The following is a 16,763-nucleotide window of genomic DNA, read 5'->3' on the forward strand; positions in this document are numbered from 1 at the left end:
CCAGAACCGATGCCCACATTTTCCTTCCAGCAGGTCGATGTCTTTTCCAGCCAGCCGATGCGCGGCAATCCGCTCGCCGTGGTCGTCGGCGCCGATGCGCTGACGAGCGACGAGATGCAGGATTTCGCGAACTGGACCAACCTCAGCGAGACCACTTTCCTGCTCACGCCCGGCGATCCGAAAGCACATTACCGGGTGCGCATCTTCACGCCGAAGCAGGAACTGCCGTTCGCCGGCCATCCGACGCTCGGCAGCTGCCATGTCTGGCTGTCCGATCATCAATCCCGATCCGGCCAACCCCAATCGGCCAAGCCGCCGGAAGGTGACATCATCCAGGAATGCGGTGCCGGCCTGGTGCGCATCCGGCGAGAAGGAAGCCGGCTTGCCTTTGCCGCACCTCCCCTGCTGCGCAACGGTCCGGTCGATCCCGATATTGCCGAACGGATTGCGCGCGGTCTCGGGATCTCGCGGGCAGCCATCCAGGCGGCGCACTGGATCGACAACGGACCGGACTGGATCGGCGTGCTTCTGAATTCCCGGGCCGAGGTGCTTGCGATCCGGCCCGACTACAGCTTGCTCGCAGGCCTTCGCGTCGGCGTCATCGGCCGCTTCGACCCCAAAACGGACGAAGGACACGCGACCTTCGAAGTGCGGGCATTCAGCAACCGCGGCACCGAGGATCCCGTCACCGGCAGCCTGAATGCGGGATTTGCCCAGTGGCTGATCGGGGAAGGCATCGCCGCATCGAGCTACGTCGCCGCCCAGGGCACGGTGCTCGGCCGCGCCGGACGGGTCCACGTGCGGCAGGACGGCGCCGACATCTGGATCGGCGGCAACGTCACGGCCTGCATTCAGGGCACGGTCGAGCTCTGATGATCAGCGTCGAGGACTCCCGCCAGGAAAGCTGAAGCCGCCGCCCTCACCTCTGCAAGATGCGTGAACAACACCACGTGTTCGCCGCCTTCGATGCCGCAAAGCCGGGCCTTCGGAGCTTGGCGGACGACACGCTCCGCATGGCTGAACGGCACGACTGCATCGGCGGTGCCATGGATCACCAAAACCGGGACCCGAACCTCGGCGAGCGGCAGATCCGGCAGGACCTGCAGCAGCGCGGTGTCATTCCTGGTGCCCGGCAGGCGCGCGGCCGCCCGTGTCATGACGCTCTCCTGCAGGGCGAGGAAAAGCGATCCGGCCTGCGGATCGGCAAGCGTCCGTTCCAACACCGCCGGATCGCCGATCGAGCGCGTCGCCGTCCTCCTCGGATCACCGAGCGCCTTCCGCCTGAGCCAGGCTTGCATGCCGGGGATACGGACCAGCCATGTCACCATCCGGAGACGGCGAAGCACACGGACGGGCACCGAGAGTGCACCGGTCGCCGCCGAGACGAGGATCACCGCCTCGCAGCGGTTCGGATGGCGGATCGCGAATTGCAGCGCGGAAGGGCCGGCCGCCGAAACCGCCGCCACGATGGTCTTGTCGATCTCCAGCATATCGAGCAAAGCGGCATAGGCATCCGCCTGTTCTTCCGGGATCCTGCCGGTTGCGAGGGGCGTGTCGAGATAACCCGGCCGCGACGGGGCAAGCACCCGCCATGCGGAAAGATCCGCAAACAACGCCTGCGCCAGCAGCCAGGACTGGTCGAACCCGCCCACGCCGCCATGCAGTGCCAGGAGAACCTCGCCTTTTCCGCTATCGGCATGCTGGATCGCTCCGCGACGCGTCGGCGTGATGACCGGTGTAGGCATGGCAAGCTGACCCGCGCCGCCGTCAATAAAGAAGGTCATCGCACCAACCTCTCAGGCCGCGGCGGCCTTTTGCCCGATGCGCGTCAGCAAAAGCTTCAGCTCCGCCGGCGGCTTCTGCTCGATGCGGCGATATTCCCGGCCGTCACGCGTGCGCTGCACGAGACCGAAATCGAAGAGATCGCGGCGCAGCAGAGCGGCATCGCCGAAGAGGTGCAGCGTGTTCAGGAACTCGCTGATCTGGCGCTCGGTGAAATCCTGCCCCGCCGATATCTTCGACCAGAGGAACCAGAGGCACAGCTCCTGCTGCCCGCGCCTCCCCGGCCAGCGCACGAGCTTGCCGGCCTCATCGAAATGACGCGCGGTCTTCAGCACCCGGTCTTCATCGGGCGCCGGTTCGTTGTTCAGCACCGGACGCCATCGGGCGATGACATCGGCGGTTTTGGCGACCGCTCGAAAATGCTGGTAGTTGCGAAAACCGGCAGCCTTGGTGAGCAGATTGAGCATCTCCAGATGGCTCGGCTTGTGGTCGAGCGTATCGATCTGCTGACGAATAGATTTGGCGAAAGCCGAAAGATCGGCGATCTCCATGGGAAAGATGGATCTCGGCATGTCTTATCCTCAAACGCGCCGTTCCCTTAAATCAGGGTGTCGCTGGTCGCCGGCTTGTCGACTCGAGCACGGGATAAGTGCTGATCATCCTTGTCATGAGCAGGTTTAGCTTCCCTTTCGGGACGGCGACGCCTCGGTGAACTGCAGACCGTGGCGCCGTTATAGCAGAGGTTGAAACCGCGTCAACTCGCAGCCGCTGCGCTTCGCCCGTCCCGCCGTTCTGAAGGGAATGGTTACACTTCGTAGGCAAGATATTTGCTGGTAAAATCGATCGAAAACCGCGTGAGGAGGACGCCATCGATGCTCGAAAAGGCAAAGACCGCCGTAACCTACGGAGACGAGCCCGGCCTGCGCTTCGCCCTTGTCCTCGACGGCCACGGCGGCTGCAGGACGATGAACATGGCCGAAGCCTGCGGCTGGCAGCCCGGAGACGGCCTCGTCTGGCTGCATTTCGAACGCGATCATCCGGCGACGGCGGAATGGATAAACACCAATGGCGGGTTCGATCCGCTGGTGGCGGAGGCGCTTCTGGCGGAGGATTCCCGTCCTCGCGTCGAGCCCCTGGGCGACGGGCTGCTGATCATCCTGCGCGGTGTCTGCGCCGCTCCCCCGGAAGAAGCGGAGAAAACCTCCGACGAAATCGACCTCGTGCCCCTGCATGCCTGGGTGGACGAGCACCGACTGGTGACATTGCGGGACAGCGGCCATTACATCACGGCGCTGCGCGATATCCGGCGGGCGCTCGACAACGGCAAGGGTCCCCGGCAGGCAGGGGAGCTTCTGGCACTCGTCAGCGACAAGCTCGTGCGCGATCTGGAGCCCGTGCTCGACGGCATGGACGAAGAGGTCGACGAACTCGACGAGCTGATTTTCAAGGGGGAAGCGAGCGAGGTCCGTCAGAGGCTCAAGCTGCTGCGCCGCCGCGCCGTGCAGTTACGCCGTTATCTCGCGCCGCAACGCGATGCGCTGAACAGGATCGAGCACGACGATGCGCCATGGCTGAAGGAACGGGACAAGCTGCGCTTTCGCGAGGTGATCGACAAACTGATGCGGTTCATCGAATATCTCGACGCCATCCGCGACCGGACCGGCATCCTTCATGACGACCTTTCCACGGTCATCGGCGAGCGGATCGCGCGCAATTCCAACCGGCTTGCCGCGCTGGCGGCCCTTCTCCTGCCGCCGAGCGTCGTCGCCGGCCTGTTCGGCATGAATGTCGGCGGCATTCCCGGCGTCAACGACACCTGGGCTTTCCTAATCATCGTTGTGCTGGTCATCGTCATTTCCGCCGGCACGCTGTGGATCCTCAAGCGCATCGAGTGGCTTTGAACCCGCTTCGCTCCGCCGGCGCCGCTCCGCCTATTCGGCGGCCTGAGGGATCGCCTCCCCGGAGTCAAGGCCCAGCATCTGCTTGAAATCGCCGTGGCTCGGGCAGCTGGAAAGCCGGCGCTCCATGGCGTCAATCAGCCAGCGGCCCGCCGGCCCCAGCGGATTTGCCGTCTTGCGCATGGCATAAAGCGGATACTCGCTCTGCTCGTAGGCTTCGAGGTCGAGCGCCGCGAGGGTTCCCTTCATGATGTCCTTTCCGGCGACCGAAGCCGGCAGACCGCCCCAACCGAGACCGCCCTTGATCAGATGGTGCTTGGTAGCGATGTCGCTGACGCGCCATGTCCTGTAGGACAGGACATTGAAATCGCGGCCTTTGGTGAGACCGGACGTATCGGTGACAACCAGCTGGACCTCTTCGCGCACGTCTGCGAGCGTCAGAGGCCGGCCGAGCTTTGCGAGCGGATGCTCCGGGGCTGCGACCGGAATCATGAAGGAATAGCCGATCTTTTCCATCGTCAGCGTGTCCTCCTGCCGAAGGATCGATCCGCCGATGCCGATATCGGCCCGGCCGCTCATGACCATGTCCATCACCATGCCGAGTTCACCGACATTGAGGTTGAGCGTCACGCTCGGAAAGCGGTCCCGAAATTCCCGGAGCTCCGAAACCATCGCATCCGACGGCACCATGACGCTCAATGCCAGCGACAGTTCCGCCTCCAGCCCCTGCTTGATGCTTTTCGCGCGGGCGCGCATCACCTGCAGGTCCGCGACAATGCGGCGGGCGTCGGTCAGCATCGCCTTGCCAGCCTCAGTCAGCTTCGGCTGCCGGGCGCCGCTGCGCTCGAAAAGCGGCACTTCCAGCTGGGCCTCCAGATTGCCGATCGTGTAGCTCACCACGGACTGCGCCCGATTGAGCGCGCGTGAGGCGGCGGAAAAGCTGCCGGTTTCGGCAACCGCCAGAAACACCTGCAGCTGGTCGAGCGTTGGATTGGCTTCCATGGTCATCATCCAAATTTTCGATAGATCGCTTCGAGATTATCTCAGTTTTATCGATGGCCGTCCACGCCTATCTCTTGTGACGAAGACAGCGGGCCACCCGCTTCCCCAATCCCGATATCTGCAGGACCCAAGACCTCAGATAGTGTACCCCACGGCAAGGAAACAAACCATGTCCTCTATTCTTCTCGTCACTTCGAGCCCGCGCGGCGACGAATCGCTGTCTAGCAAGGTCGCCCATGACCTCGCCAACGAACTGAGCGCCCGCGACAACGGCACCTCGGTCGTTCACCGCGATCTCGGCGCCAATCCTATCCCGCATCTCGACAGCGTCACGACCTCGGCCATCCGTAAGGCACCTGCGGACCGTACGCCGGAAGAAGCCGCCGCCGCCGACTATTCCGACAAGCTGGTCGCCGAACTGCTCGCCGCCGATACGGTCGTCATCGGCACCGGCCTCATCAACTTCAACATCTATTCGACGCTGAAGAGCTGGATCGACAACGTCGCCCGCGCCGGCCAGACCTTCCGGTACACGGAAAAGGGTCCCGAAGGCCTCGCCACCGGCAAGAAGGTCTATATCGTGCTCGCCTCCGGCGGCGTCTATTCGGAAGGCCCCGCAGCCGGCATGAACCATGCCGTTCCCTACCTCACCACCGTGCTCGCCTTCATGGGCATGGTCGACGTGGAAGTTCTTTACGTCGAAGGCCTGGCCTTCGGTCCCGAAGCCGCCGAAAAGGCGGTCGCCGCCGCACAGCAGCGCACAAGGCAGCTCGCTCTCGCCGCCTAATCGGCCATCCCTGCCGCCGTCCCTGGCGAGACGAGCCTGCCAAGACGGCCGTGGACATTGTCCCGGCCGTCTTTTTTTGCGCGATAGAGCCTTTCGTCGGCAAAGCCGAGAAGCGCGTCGAAGACGCGGCCATCCTCCGGCGCCGTGGCGACGCCAATCGATACCGTCACCCGCTGGCCGTCAGGGCGAATGACCGAGCTGCCGATATCGTTCCGCAGACGCTCGGCCAGCCTCAGCGCCCCGTCATGACCGGTATCGGGCAGAATGAGCACGAATTCCTCGCCGCCGAAGCGGGAGAGATGATCGCTCGGGCGCGACCCGGCGCGCAGGCGCGCTGCCACCTCCTTCAGGACCTCGTCGCCCTTGAGATGCCCGAAGAGATCGTTGACCTCCTTGAAATGATCCGCGTCGATGATGGCAAGACTGAAGCTTCGCCCGCGCTCCAGGCAATCGCGCATCAGCCGCGGCGCATCCTCCTCCAGCCGCCGCCGGTCGAAGACGCCCGTCAGCACGTCGACGCCGCTTTTGGCCAGCAGCGCCTGATAGCGTTCGCGGAAGGTCAGATCGTTGAAGATGTCGGTAATCCCGCGGCGCGATCTCCTCAGTTGCGGCGTGTGCTCCACCCGCTGGTAGACCCCGAAGAGCAGCGAATAGAGCGCGACGGCCAGGAGCTTCGCTATCCAGCCACCGAAGAAAACCGAGACCGGCGCATCGAAAAGGATGTTCAGCGCCGCATAGAAACCGATCTGGTCGAAAGTCAGCAAAGCCGCGCCGCTCAGCGCAAAGCGCAGCACGAGGTTGCCGGGCAGGATGCGGCCGAGCCGTTCGTAGAGCAGGATGATGCCGATCGCATCCACATAGAGGAGCGCGGTGCCCCAGACCATCAGCCAGCCCATCTCGTTCAGGAAACCGATGTCGACGGGCCGCCCGCCAGGCAGGGCGACCGACTCGTGAAGCCGCAGAAACTGCGCGATGCCGACGGTCACGAGGTTGCCGAGGAAGAGCCCGTAGATCGGCTGGCGAACGATCGCGGCATCCTCCTTCAGATAGAGGAGCAGGATCATCATCAGCTTGCCGGCGAAGAATACCGAGGAGCCGGGGGAAACGGTGCCGAAGGGAAGCTCGATGTAGAAGACCGCAGCGAGATAGGTCTCCATGAAATGCATGACCCCGAGGGCGGCAAGGAAGACGCCGAGGCCGAGCTGGCGGCGAAAATGCAGAAACGTCGTCATCACCGCGAAGTAGATCACCGCCTCGCAGAGGAAGAGGGCGAGATTGTACGTCTGCATTTCGGTCCGCTTTCACGCTGGGCGAATACTATGATATTGTAACAGCTTCCATTTTCCGATTCCCAACGGCGCGATTATGGCCATTACGCGTGGCTAGGCAATAACGGCTCGAAGGTTTCGCCCTCGAAGCTGCCGTAGTCCCGGATCTCGGGCAGCCTCTTTGGCATGTTGCGCAGCTGGGTGGCGATCGCCGGATCGATCTCGCGGGCGATCTCCTGGACCCTTCGCGGTTTGCCGAGAAGGAAACCCTGCAACTCCTCACAGCCGGCATGTGCCAGGAACAGCGCCTGTTCGGCGGTCTCGACGCCTTCGGCCACGATCTTCATGCCGAGCCCCGTCCCCAGATCGATGATCGTCCTGACGATCACCTGGGCATTTTCCACCACGCCGATATTGTTGACGAAGCTGCGGTCGATCTTGATCGTGTCGAAGGGGTAGCGGCTCAGGTAGCTCAGAGACGAATACCCCGTGCCGAAATCGTCGAGCGCGATCTGGAAACCCATGCGCTTCAAGTCGTTGAGGATCTGCACGGCGCGCTTGTCGTCCTCGATCAGCACGCTTTCGGTGATCTCCAGTTCGATGCGCCGCGGATCGGCGCCGGTGCTTTTGAGGAGTTCGGCAAGGTCGGCCATGAAATCCGCATGGCGGAACTGCAGCGGGCTGACATTGACGCTGATATGGCCTTCGATGCCTTCGAGCAGCCGGCAGGCTTGCGCCAGCACCCAGTGACCGAGGCGGATGATCTTGCCCGAAGCCTCGGCGACGGGAATGAAGTCGCCGGGGCTGATCATGCCGCGCTTGGGATGGTTCCAGCGCAGCAGCGCCTCGTAGCCGATGATGTCGCCCGTCTCCGCCTCGACCCGCGGCTGGAGATAAATTTCGAATTCGCCGTGCTGCAGGGCGATCTCCAGATCCATCTCCAGGGCCCTGCGCTTTTCGATGAGCTCGTTCATGCCGCGCTTGAAGACGCGGCAGGCATTCCGGCCGGAATTCTTGGCATGATAGAGGGCGACGTCGGCGCAGCCGATCAGCGCATCCATGTCCCCGGCATGTTCGGGGCAAAGAGCGCCGCCGATGCTGACGCTGATATTGACCTGCTCCCCATGGCCGATATCGATGGGCGCCGCCATGGCGGCGAGAAGGCGGTTACCGAACTCCTCCAGGTCCTCCGCCGTCGAAACGGCCGCGAGGATGACCGCGAACTCGTCGCCGCCGAGACGGGCGACGATGTCGTCCGGGCCGGCTGCGGCGGCGAGGCGCACGGCCGCCTCGCGGATCACCGCGTCGCCCGCCTGGTGGCCGTGGATATCGTTGATATCCTTGAAACGGTCGAGATCCACCATCACGACCCCGCAGGACGACCCCTCGCCCGCCTCGGCCACGAGCTCGGTCAGGCGTTCCGAAAAGAGAACGCGGTTCGGCAACCCGGTCAGCGGATCGTGCAGCGCCAGATGGCGCATGCGGCTTTCCGCCTGCTTGCGCTCGCGCAGGTCGACAAGGCAACCGATGCGCGCCTTTTGGCCGCGATAGATGATATCGCGGCCGCGCGCCTCCACCGGTATCTCCTCGTCATTGGCCAGCAGGACCGAAATTTCATGGCTGCCGTCGTCGTTCCGCTTGATCATGTCGGCGACCGCGATCGTCTCGCCGTCGAGCAGGAAGTCGAAGATCGAACGGCCGATGATTTCCCTGAGCGGAATGCCGAGCAGCTTGCCGAGCTGTTCGTTGCCGTCGAGGATGATGCCGTCGCGATGGATCAGGATCGCCTCGAACGTGGCGTTCGCCAGTGCTGCGACACGCTCCGTCTCCTCATGGTCGCGCTTGAGCTGCAGGATCTCGCCGCGGCTGCGCTCCTCCTCCTCGATATTGTCCATCAGCCGGTTGAAGAGGCCGGTCAGCTTTTCCGCCTCGTCGCCCCTGACCATCGGCAGGCGTTGCCTGAGATCGGCATTGCCGCCGACGAGGTCGGAGAGTGCGTCCTCGACATGGCCGACGCCGAGACGGGTCGCGTGTTCGGCGAGGTTCAGCCCGTCCTCCTCGTCCTTCGCGGACACGCGGATGCGCATCGTCCGGTCGAGGAGCCAGAAGAAGGCGTATCCGAGCCCGAAGGACCAGTAGAAATTCACGCCGGCGCCGACGAGCTGCACGTGCAGCTGCGCCAGGCGGCCGCCGGCCGGCAACTGATCCACCGGTGCCAGAAGAGCGAGCAGCAGCGTTCCGGCGACGCCTGCGAAGGCATGGACCCCGATCGCCCCGACGGCGTCGTCGACCCTCAGCCTGCTCTCGATGAACGCATTGCCGAAGATCGCCACCGCGCCGCCGATCGCGCCGACCATCAGGGCATTCGCCGGATCGAGGATATGGCAGCCGGCCGTGACCGCCACCAGTCCGCCGAGCATCCCGGAATTCGATTTCTCCGGCAGGATCACACCATCCTGGTAGAAACCGATGACATAACCGACGCAGGTGCCCATGCCGCCGGCGAGCACGGTGTTCATGATGATCGGCGCGACGTCGTCGGAAACGGTAAGCGTCGAACCGCCGTTGAAGCCGATCCAGCCGATGAACAGCAGCAGCGCACCGGTGGTCGAAAGCACCGGGCTATGGCCGGCGATGCGGACGGAAGAACCGTCGGCATTGAACTTGCCGATGCGCGGACCGATCACCATGCAGGCGGCGAGCGCGACCCAGCCGCCGGTCGAATGCACCACCGTCGATCCGGCGAAATCCACGAAGCCCATTTCTGAGAGGAAGGAAGACGGGTTCGGAAAGAGGGCCGAACCCCAGGTCCAGTGCACGAAAGCCGGATAGATGAGGCCGGACATGAAAAGCGAGCCGAACACATAGGCCGGCAGCTTCATCCGCTCAGCGACGGCGCCTGAGACGATCGTCGCGGCCGTGCCGCAGAACATCACCTGGAAGACGAAAAAGGCCGACTGCCAGGAATCCGTATGGCGCAGGAAATAGAAGTCGCGCTGCATGCCGAAGATGAAGCCGTCGGAGCGTCCGAACGCGATCATGAAACCCACCGCCGCGAATGCGACGACGCCGAAGACGAAATCGAGGAGATTTTTCTGGGCGACGTTGATCGAGTTCTTCGAGCGCACCATGCCGGCTTCCAGCAGCAGGAAACCGACCTGCATCATCATCACCAGGCCGGCCGCGACGAGGACCCAGGTCAGATCCAGTCGCGAGGAGCGCGACAGCGCCTCATCGGCAAAGGCCAGGCACGGAAAAAAGCAGGCGGCGAGCCCGTATCCGCCAAAACGTATCCGATATAGCCAGCAAGAGCGCATCAATGACTGCAGAAAAAGGACATCTGAACAAGTGTCCTTTCTACGTCCAATGATTTAATTTTGAGTGATTGTCACAATCCCCGATGCCGGCAAAAAGCCCGCGGTCAGGCCGAACGCGACTTTTCGCCATCGCCGAACAGCGACGCGCCGTTCTGGTCGATGATCTGCTGGGCTTTCTTGATCGTGTATTCCACGGCATCGTCCATGGAGGTGAAGACGTCGGCGCGAACGAAGCTGCGCACCAGCGTCTCGCCGTTCACCTGTTTCTCGATGCGGCCCGCCAGCCGGAACTGCGACCCCTCGCGGATCGGCTCGGGATAGATGGTGCAGCCGGCATGCTCGACCGGCTTGGCGGCCGGAGCGGACGGCTCGGCGGACTTGCCGCCGCCGGAGAACATCGAGAAAATATTCGAAAGAAACGAAGCCATGGCGGGCTGCCTAGCACATTCCTCGACGGGCCGGAAGCGGGGCGGCCAAGGAAAAGTCGCGATCGGACGTCTCATCCAAATCCAAAAGTCAGAGGAGCCGTCGCCATGAAATGGAAGATCGCCGCAGCAGTCCCCCTCGCCGTCTTCGTCGGTCTATGGATCGGCAACACGTCGCTCTTCTCGCGGTTTCCGGAAAACAAGCCGCTTGCAATCATCGCCCATCGCGGCCAGCACCAGATCTTCGACCGCACGAATGTCGAAAGCGACACCTGCACCGCGAGCCTGATGCTGCCGCCGACGCACGGCTATCTGGAGAACACCATTTCCGGCATGAAGGCGGCCTTCGATGCGGGCGCCGACGTGGTCGAACTCGACGTGCACCTGACGCCCGACAAACAGTTCGCCGTCTTCCACGACTGGACGCTCGACTGCCGCACCGACGGCAAGGGCGTGACCGAGGAGACGCCGATGAACGTCCTGAAGACGCTCGATATCGGCTACGGCTACACGGCCGACGGCGGCCGGACCTTCCCGTTCCGCGGCAAGGCGGTCGGCCTGATGCCGACGCTGCCCGAGGTCTATGCCGCCCTGCCCGAGGGGCGTTTCCTCGTCAACTTCAAGAGCCGCAGGACGGAGGAGGGCGAAGCGCTTGCAGCGCTGGTCAATGCGCAGCCGGCCTTCCGCCGGGCGACGTTCGGCGTCTACGGCGGCGGCGAGCCCACCGAAAAGGCGGTCGCCCTGATCGCGGGCCTTCCCGGATATTCCAATCGCACCGCCAAATCCTGCCTCCTCGGCTACCTGGCGCTCGGCTGGAGCGGATATGTGCCGCAAACCTGCCGCAACACGCTCGTGCCGGTGCCTGTCAACTACGCCCCCCTGCTCTGGGGCTGGCCGGAGCGCTTCTACGGCCGCATGCAGGCGGCCGGTTCGGACGTCGTGCTGATCGGCCCGTTCGAGACCGGCGACGCAGGCAGTTCCGGCATAGACGACCGTGCGGCCTGGAACATGGTGCCGGACGGGTTTCCCGGCCTCATCTGGACGAATGTCATTGAGAAGACCCGCGCCGAGGCCGACCGCCGGGGGTTCTGCGCGCTCCCCGCCCAACCCGTCATCTGCCGGAAATAGCCTTTCCCCCGCCGCGGCGGACGCGTATCTTCACCGCAGTTCGGAGGAAGACCGAATGCGGAGGAGATCTCTCCCATGGTGGACGATCGTCTATATCTCTGTGATTCTTGCCGCCGCATTCGGCGCGCTGCTGACGGCTGGCTCGCGCATGCCCGCTGAAGGATTTCCCGCATTCGACAAGGCCCGCCTCGGCAGCGACCCGGACGCCTATCTCGCCGCCGCGGAAAGCCGCTATCCCGACATAAGGCCGGGTGCCGCCAAACGCATCGTCTGGGCCGATCCTGCAAACAGGCCGAAGACGCCCGTGGCAATCGTCTACCTCCACGGCTTTTCGGCGTCTGCCGAAGAGGTGCGTCCGCTGCCTGACCGGGTCGCAAAGGCACTCGGCGCCAACCTCTTCTTCACGCGGCTCGCCGGCCATGGCCGCTCGTCGGACGCCATGGGCGAAGCAAGGCTTGAAGACTGGCTTGCCGATTTTTCCGAGGCGCTCGCGATCGGCGAGACGATCGGCGAGCGGGTGGTCGTCATCGGCACGTCGACCGGTGCCTCGCTCGCGACGCTCGCGCTTGCCGACCCGAAGATCGCATCGCGCATCTCCGCGGCCGTCTTCCTGTCGCCGAACTACGGCATCAGGACCTTCGGCGCCTTCCTGCTGACGACGCCGGTCGCGCCGCAGATCTCGCACCTCCTGCTTGGCCCGACCCGCGGCTTCACGCCTTATAACGAGGGCCATGCGGCGCACTGGACGACGCGCTATCCGACGCGCGCGCTGCTGCCGATGGCCGCACTCGTCAAACTCTCCGTCGGAGGCAGAGTGGAGCAGATCGGCACGCCCGCGCTCTTCCTCTACTCCTCGCTCGACCAGATCGTCCGGCCGGACAAGGTGCGGGAGGTCGCCGCCCGCTGGGGCGGCCCTCACGACATCTTCGATGCCGGCAAGACGGGAGATCCCGCCAATCACGTGATTGCGGGCGACATCATCTCGCCGCAGACGACGGCACCTCTTGCCGAACGGATCGTCGCCTGGCTCAAGGTCCGGATCAAATGACGAGGTTTGCGAGGATGTCGTTCTCGGTAATGTCCTGATAGCCCATGCCGGCCGCGTCGAACCGTTCGATGAGACCGGCGAAATTCTCCCGCTTCGTCGTCTCGATGCCGATCAGGATGGAGCCGAAGTTGCGGGCCGACTTCTTCAAGTATTCGAAGCGGGCGATATCGTCCTCCGGCCCCAGCAGGTTGAGGAAGTCGCGCAGGGCGCCCGGGCGCTGCGGAAGCCGGAGGATGAAATATTTCTTCACCCCGGAAAACCGCATGGCGCGTTCCTTGACGTCCGGCAGCCGCTCGAAGTCGAAATTGCCGCCGGAGACGACGCAGACCACCGTCCTGCCGGCAAGCTTCTCCTTGCCGAGGGCCTCCAGCGCGGTGATCGACAAGGCGCCCGCCGGCTCCAGCACCACGCCCTCGACGTTCAGCATCTCGGTGATCGTCACGCAGATGGCGTTTTCCGGCACCAGCAGGACCTGATCGGCCGAAAACCGCTTCAGCGCCGCGAAATTGAGGTCGCCGACCCGCGCCACCGCGGCGCCGTCGACGAAATTGTCCACCTGCTTCAGCGTGACCGGCTGCCCCGCCTCCAGGCTTTTCTTCAGGCTCGGCGCTCCTTCCGGTTCGGTAAAGACGAAGTTTTCCGTCGTGACGATATCGTCGAGATAACCGGTCATGCCGGAGGAGAGGCCGCCGCCGCCGACCGGCATGATGACCAGATCGGCAACGGTGCCTTCCGGCAACTGCTCGACGAGCTCGGCGGCTACCGTCGCCTGGCCCTCGATGATGTCCCTGTCGTCGAAGGGAGGCACCATGACGCCGCCGATTTCTTCCACATGGGTGCGCGCCGCCGCGTAGCACTGGTCGAAAATGTCGCCGATCAGCCTGATGGTGATGAACGAGCCGCCGAACATGCGGGTCTTGTCGATCTTCTGCTGCGGCGTCGTCACCGGCATGAAGACTACTCCCGGCACTTCAAAATGGCGGCAGACGAAGGCAAAACCCTGGGCATGGTTGCCGGCCGAGGCGCAGACGAAGGTCTTGCCGCCGGCGCCTGCCGCGATCGCCTTGCGCAGGAAGTTGAAGGCGCCTCGGATCTTGTAGGAGCGGACGGGCGACAGGTCCTCGCGCTTCAGCCAGATCTCCGCACCGTAACGCCGGCTCAGGTGCTCGTTCATCTGCAGCGGCGTTTCCGGGAAAATCTCCCGCATCGCGGCCTTTGCTTCGTCCACGCCCGCTTTCGCCACGCCTGCCCCACTCACGCCCAACCCGCTCACATCGGCCATCCATTGAAATCGAAGATAGGCCTCGCTATGCCATAGGCTCACGTCCGAGACAAAGCATCTTTCCGCCGCCGCGAAACAGGGACGACCCTTTCTTGAACGCCAACCTTCTCCGCTCGGTCATCTATATCACGGCGCTTTGCGCGCTCTATCTTTCGACCGCGATGTTCCTGCCGGCGCTGGTCGATCTCTATTACGGCCATGACGACTGGCAGGTCTTCGCGATGTCCGGTTTCCTAGTCGGCGGTCTCGCGGCCGCGGCAGCGCTTGCGACGCGCGGTCCGCCGCCGGTCTTCAACAAGCGGCTCGGCTTCCTGCTCGTCAACGTGCTCTGGGTGATGTTCTCACTGGTGGGCGCCATCCCGCTCTTCCTGGCCGAGCACGAACTTTCCTTCGCCCAGGCGCTGTTCGAATCGATTTCCGGCATCACCACGACCGGCTCGACCGTCGTCGTCGGGCTCGACACGATGCCGCCCGGCATCCTGCTCTGGCGCTCAATCCTGACATGGCTCGGCGGCATCGGCATCGTCGGCCTCGGCCTTTTCGTGCTGCCTTTCCTGAAAGTCGGCGGCATGTCGATCTTCAAGCTGGAATCCTCGGAGACCAACGATCGGCCCTTCGCAAGGCTGGCGAGTTTCACGCGAGCCTTCCTGATCGTCTACGTGCTTTTGACCATCGCCTGCGCGGTTGCCTACGACATCGCCGGAATGAGCCATTTCGACGCCCTCAACCATGCCATGTCGACCATCGCGACGGCCGGTTTCTCGACCCACGACATGTCCTTCGCCTATTTCGACAACACCGCGATCCTCCTGGTCGGCGCCATTTTCCTAACACTTTGCAGCCTGCCCTTCTCGGTGATCATCCTGCTTGCGCTTCGCGGTCGGCTCGATGCGGTGCGCGACCCGCAGATCGCCGTCTTCATCGGTTATCTCTGCGCCATCTCGGTCGCGCTTGCCGTCTATCACCATCTGAAGAACGGCATCGAGCTGGACGATGCGCTGATCCATGCCTTCTTCAACATGTCATCCATTCTTTCGACCGGCGGCTTCGCGAGCGACGACTATACGCTCTGGGGACCGTTCGCCGTACTTCTCGCCTTTTTCGCGACCTTCATGGGCGGCTGTTCCGGTTCGACCGCCGGCGGCATCAAGGCCTATCGGTTCGTGGTGATGTTCAACAGCGCGCGGGCCGGTCTCAACAAGCTCATCTACCCGAATGCCATCTATCCGGTGCGCTACGGCGCCATGACCATCGATGCGGAAACCCAGCGCGGCGTCTTCCTGTTCGTCAGCCTCTATATCTTCCTCTGGGTGATCGGCAGCATCGGCATGACGCTGTTCGGCTACGATATCCTCACCGCGACGTCGTCGGTCATCACGGCGCTTTCGAATGTCGGCCCCGGCATCGGCCCGATCATCGGCCCGGTCGGCAACTTTTCGACCATCAGCGATCCGGCTCTTTATCTTCTCTGCGTGATGATGCTGCTCGGACGCCTCGAGGTCCTGACCGTGCTGGTGCTCCTCACCCCGGTCTTCTGGCGGCACTAACGTGTGTCGCGCGAAGTGTTGAGCCGTTTGCGGTGACGACACCGCGGGAACGGGAAGCCGAACCACAGCGAGCGCACTTGAACAAGCGTGCTGCGCCTAGCCCCGGGCCGGAACACGCAGGAAACGCAGCGGCCCTTCCGGCCGGTCGTCGTCGAAAACGGCACAGGCAAGCTCGCCACCGAAGACGCAGCCGCCGTCTATATTGGTGCGGTTGTCGAAGGTCTGCGGATTGCCGGCGAGCGGGGTGTGGCCATGGCAGAGATGCCGGCCCCAGAAATAACCCGATTCGCCTCCCCCGAAACGCTTCCAAATCAGGTCGTGCTCCCGCTGTCCGTCAAGCGGCAACGCCTCGTCGACCCCTGCATGCACGAAGATGCGATATTCGTCGGCATGGATGGCCGGCAGCTCCGCGCACCACCGCACGACATCGTCCGGCACGTGTCCACAAAAGGATCCCAGCGTCTCGTATCCACCGTTCTCCATCCACATGGCCATCTCGGCCCCGCCGTGCAGATAGGCGCGGACCATCATGTCCTCGTGGTTGCCCTTGAGCATGGTCCAGCGCCAGCCCTGCTTCCTTGGCCCGGCCATTACGAGTTCCAGCACGCCACGGCTCTCCGGCCCGCGATCGATGTAATCGCCCACGAAGACCACATGACCGGCCGAAGCCTGATCATGAATATGCCCGAGCATATCCTTGAGCTCCGTCAGACAGCCATGGATATCGCCGATCGCAAAGGTGAAACTCACGCTCTCCTCCAGAGAGACGGATATAGCGCCGGAACCGCATCGGGGAATGGCAGCCCTCCGTGTAAACGGATCGAAGTCCAACACGGCGAACCGGCAGCCAGCATCGATAGTCATCCTCGGACATGGCTCGGCGATTGCAGATCCGTTCGAACTTGAGCCTGTAATTACTCTCTCTTCAGAAATTCCCAGGCTTGACCTCAACGCAACAGTTGCCGGTTGCCGCCATTTTACCGATTCCGCAGCTGCTCTTCACGGAACCGAGATTGCGACCTTTGCGTTGGGTGTCCAGAATGATTGGGGCGGCAAAAATCTAGCCGCCAAGGGATGGAATGCGCTTTGGCAATTCCATTTTCATCACAATTGCGGGGATGAAGGGGCAAAAAGAAGCGAGATGGATGGAAGCATCTTCACATTAACGCAATTTGTGTCCGGCGTTACATCGATTACCTAAAAAATTGAACGACTTAGCGTCACTCTCCCTTTGAAACCATGGTGAATTTGGCTCAAAATCTATCAATTCGGTTTGTGC

The 16,763-nt window shown here is 63.2% G+C and carries 15 protein-coding genes; 7 read left to right on the forward strand and 8 right to left on the reverse strand.

What is annotated here, in order from left to right; all coding sequences use genetic code 11:
* Positions 1 to 9: 9 nt before the first annotated feature.
* Positions 10 to 873, forward strand: a complete 864-nt coding sequence (locus DMO26_RS19185; protein WP_117193794.1) for a PhzF family phenazine biosynthesis protein — start codon at positions 10 to 12, stop codon at positions 871 to 873.
* Here the strand turns inward: DMO26_RS19185 and DMO26_RS19190 are convergent.
* Positions 852 to 1,784: an alpha/beta fold hydrolase gene (locus tag DMO26_RS19190; protein ID WP_117193795.1), complete on the reverse strand. Its 933-nt coding sequence runs from the start codon at positions 1,782 to 1,784 to the stop codon at positions 852 to 854. The genes DMO26_RS19185 and DMO26_RS19190 overlap by 22 nt on opposite strands.
* 12 nt (positions 1,785 to 1,796) lie before the next feature.
* Positions 1,797 to 2,354, reverse strand: coding sequence for a DUF2087 domain-containing protein (locus DMO26_RS19195; RefSeq protein WP_117193796.1), 558 nt, complete (start codon positions 2,352 to 2,354; stop codon positions 1,797 to 1,799).
* 300 nt (positions 2,355 to 2,654) lie between these two features.
* Between DMO26_RS19195 and DMO26_RS19200 the strand changes: the two genes are divergently transcribed.
* Positions 2,655 to 3,683 carry a CorA family divalent cation transporter gene (locus DMO26_RS19200; protein ID WP_117193797.1) on the forward strand — a complete coding sequence of 343 codons (1,029 nt, stop codon included), beginning with the start codon at positions 2,655 to 2,657 and terminating at the stop codon, positions 3,681 to 3,683.
* A gap of 30 nt (positions 3,684 to 3,713) precedes the next feature.
* Here DMO26_RS19200 and DMO26_RS19205 read toward each other — a convergent pair whose 3' ends face one another.
* Entirely contained in the window at positions 3,714 to 4,682 is a 969-nt protein-coding gene (locus tag DMO26_RS19205) for a LysR family transcriptional regulator (RefSeq protein ID WP_117194005.1), read from the reverse strand.
* Between the two features lie 169 nt (positions 4,683 to 4,851).
* On the opposite strand from DMO26_RS19205, the gene DMO26_RS19210 reads away from it, so the two are divergent.
* Positions 4,852 to 5,469, forward strand: a complete 618-nt coding sequence (locus tag DMO26_RS19210) for an FMN-dependent NADH-azoreductase (protein ID WP_117193798.1) — start codon at positions 4,852 to 4,854, stop codon at positions 5,467 to 5,469.
* Here the strand turns inward: DMO26_RS19210 and DMO26_RS19215 are convergent.
* The 3 genes from DMO26_RS19215 to DMO26_RS19225 all read right to left on the reverse strand — a co-directional run bounded on the left by DMO26_RS19215 (position 5,466) and on the right by DMO26_RS19225 (position 10,482).
* Positions 5,466 to 6,758 (reverse strand): GGDEF domain-containing protein, encoded by a 1,293-nt coding sequence (locus DMO26_RS19215; protein ID WP_117193799.1) that lies wholly within the window; start codon positions 6,756 to 6,758, stop codon positions 5,466 to 5,468. The two genes, DMO26_RS19210 and DMO26_RS19215, sit on opposite strands and share 4 nt — an antisense overlap.
* A gap of 83 nt (positions 6,759 to 6,841) precedes the next feature.
* Positions 6,842 to 10,054 (reverse strand): ammonium transporter, encoded by a 3,213-nt coding sequence (gene amt, locus DMO26_RS19220; RefSeq protein ID WP_117193800.1) that lies wholly within the window; start codon positions 10,052 to 10,054, stop codon positions 6,842 to 6,844.
* 104 nt (positions 10,055 to 10,158) lie between these two features.
* Positions 10,159 to 10,482, reverse strand: coding sequence for an HlyU family transcriptional regulator (locus tag DMO26_RS19225; RefSeq protein WP_117193801.1), 324 nt, complete (start codon positions 10,480 to 10,482; stop codon positions 10,159 to 10,161).
* Between the two features lie 105 nt (positions 10,483 to 10,587).
* Here DMO26_RS19225 and DMO26_RS19230 point away from each other — a divergent pair, with 105 nt between their 5' ends.
* Complete coding sequence (locus tag DMO26_RS19230) at positions 10,588 to 11,607, forward strand: glycerophosphodiester phosphodiesterase family protein (protein WP_117193802.1); 1,020 nt, start codon at positions 10,588 to 10,590, stop codon at positions 11,605 to 11,607.
* 55 nt (positions 11,608 to 11,662) lie between these two features.
* Positions 11,663 to 12,655 (forward strand): alpha/beta hydrolase, encoded by a 993-nt coding sequence (locus DMO26_RS19235; RefSeq protein WP_117193803.1) that lies wholly within the window; start codon positions 11,663 to 11,665, stop codon positions 12,653 to 12,655.
* Here the strand turns inward: DMO26_RS19235 and ilvA are convergent.
* Positions 12,648 to 13,862, reverse strand: coding sequence for a threonine ammonia-lyase (gene ilvA, locus DMO26_RS19240; RefSeq protein WP_404947071.1), 1,215 nt, complete (start codon positions 13,860 to 13,862; stop codon positions 12,648 to 12,650). The two genes, DMO26_RS19235 and ilvA, sit on opposite strands and share 8 nt — an antisense overlap.
* A 167-nt stretch (positions 13,863 to 14,029) precedes the next feature.
* On the opposite strand from ilvA, the gene DMO26_RS19245 reads away from it, so the two are divergent.
* Positions 14,030 to 15,484, forward strand: a complete 1,455-nt coding sequence (locus DMO26_RS19245; protein ID WP_117193805.1) for a TrkH family potassium uptake protein — start codon at positions 14,030 to 14,032, stop codon at positions 15,482 to 15,484.
* A gap of 96 nt (positions 15,485 to 15,580) precedes the next feature.
* On the opposite strand, the gene DMO26_RS19250 is transcribed toward DMO26_RS19245, so the two are convergent.
* Entirely contained in the window at positions 15,581 to 16,234 is a 654-nt protein-coding gene (locus DMO26_RS19250) for a metallophosphoesterase family protein (RefSeq protein WP_162894979.1), read from the reverse strand.
* Positions 16,235 to 16,280: 46 nt separating this feature from the next.
* Here DMO26_RS19250 and DMO26_RS33765 point away from each other — a divergent pair, with 46 nt between their 5' ends.
* A complete protein-coding gene (locus DMO26_RS33765; RefSeq protein ID WP_162894980.1) occupies positions 16,281 to 16,685 on the forward strand; it encodes a hypothetical protein in 405 nt (134 codons plus the stop codon).
* The last annotated feature ends 78 nt before the right edge of the window (positions 16,686 to 16,763 follow it).

Origin of the sequence: Rhizobium terrae (genome assembly GCF_003425685.1) — a bacterium.
GTDB classification, from domain to species: Bacteria; Pseudomonadota; Alphaproteobacteria; order Rhizobiales; family Rhizobiaceae; genus Neorhizobium; species Neorhizobium terrae.

Excerpts from the sequence above, each read along its gene's own strand:
- ilvA (WP_404947071.1), bottom strand. The coding sequence starts at position 13,862 with ATGCGGGAGATTTTCCCGGAAACGCCGCTGCAGATGAACGAGCACCTG.
- DMO26_RS19200 (WP_117193797.1), top strand. The coding sequence starts at position 2,655 with ATGCTCGAAAAGGCAAAGACCGCCGTAACCTACGGAGACGAGCCCGGC.
- amt (WP_117193800.1), bottom strand. The coding sequence starts at position 10,054 with ATGCGCTCTTGCTGGCTATATCGGATACGTTTTGGCGGATACGGGCTC.
- DMO26_RS19230 (WP_117193802.1), top strand. The coding sequence starts at position 10,588 with ATGAAATGGAAGATCGCCGCAGCAGTCCCCCTCGCCGTCTTCGTCGGT.
- DMO26_RS33765 (WP_162894980.1), top strand. The coding sequence starts at position 16,281 with ATGGCAGCCCTCCGTGTAAACGGATCGAAGTCCAACACGGCGAACCGG.
- DMO26_RS19195 (WP_117193796.1), bottom strand. The coding sequence starts at position 2,354 with ATGCCGAGATCCATCTTTCCCATGGAGATCGCCGATCTTTCGGCTTTC.
- DMO26_RS19185 (WP_117193794.1), top strand. The coding sequence starts at position 10 with ATGCCCACATTTTCCTTCCAGCAGGTCGATGTCTTTTCCAGCCAGCCG.
- DMO26_RS19210 (WP_117193798.1), top strand. The coding sequence starts at position 4,852 with ATGTCCTCTATTCTTCTCGTCACTTCGAGCCCGCGCGGCGACGAATCG.
- DMO26_RS19205 (WP_117194005.1), bottom strand. The coding sequence starts at position 4,682 with ATGGAAGCCAATCCAACGCTCGACCAGCTGCAGGTGTTTCTGGCGGTT.
- DMO26_RS19215 (WP_117193799.1), bottom strand. The coding sequence starts at position 6,758 with ATGCAGACGTACAATCTCGCCCTCTTCCTCTGCGAGGCGGTGATCTAC.
- DMO26_RS19190 (WP_117193795.1), bottom strand. The coding sequence starts at position 1,784 with ATGACCTTCTTTATTGACGGCGGCGCGGGTCAGCTTGCCATGCCTACA.
- DMO26_RS19225 (WP_117193801.1), bottom strand. The coding sequence starts at position 10,482 with ATGGCTTCGTTTCTTTCGAATATTTTCTCGATGTTCTCCGGCGGCGGC.
- DMO26_RS19235 (WP_117193803.1), top strand. The coding sequence starts at position 11,663 with ATGCGGAGGAGATCTCTCCCATGGTGGACGATCGTCTATATCTCTGTG.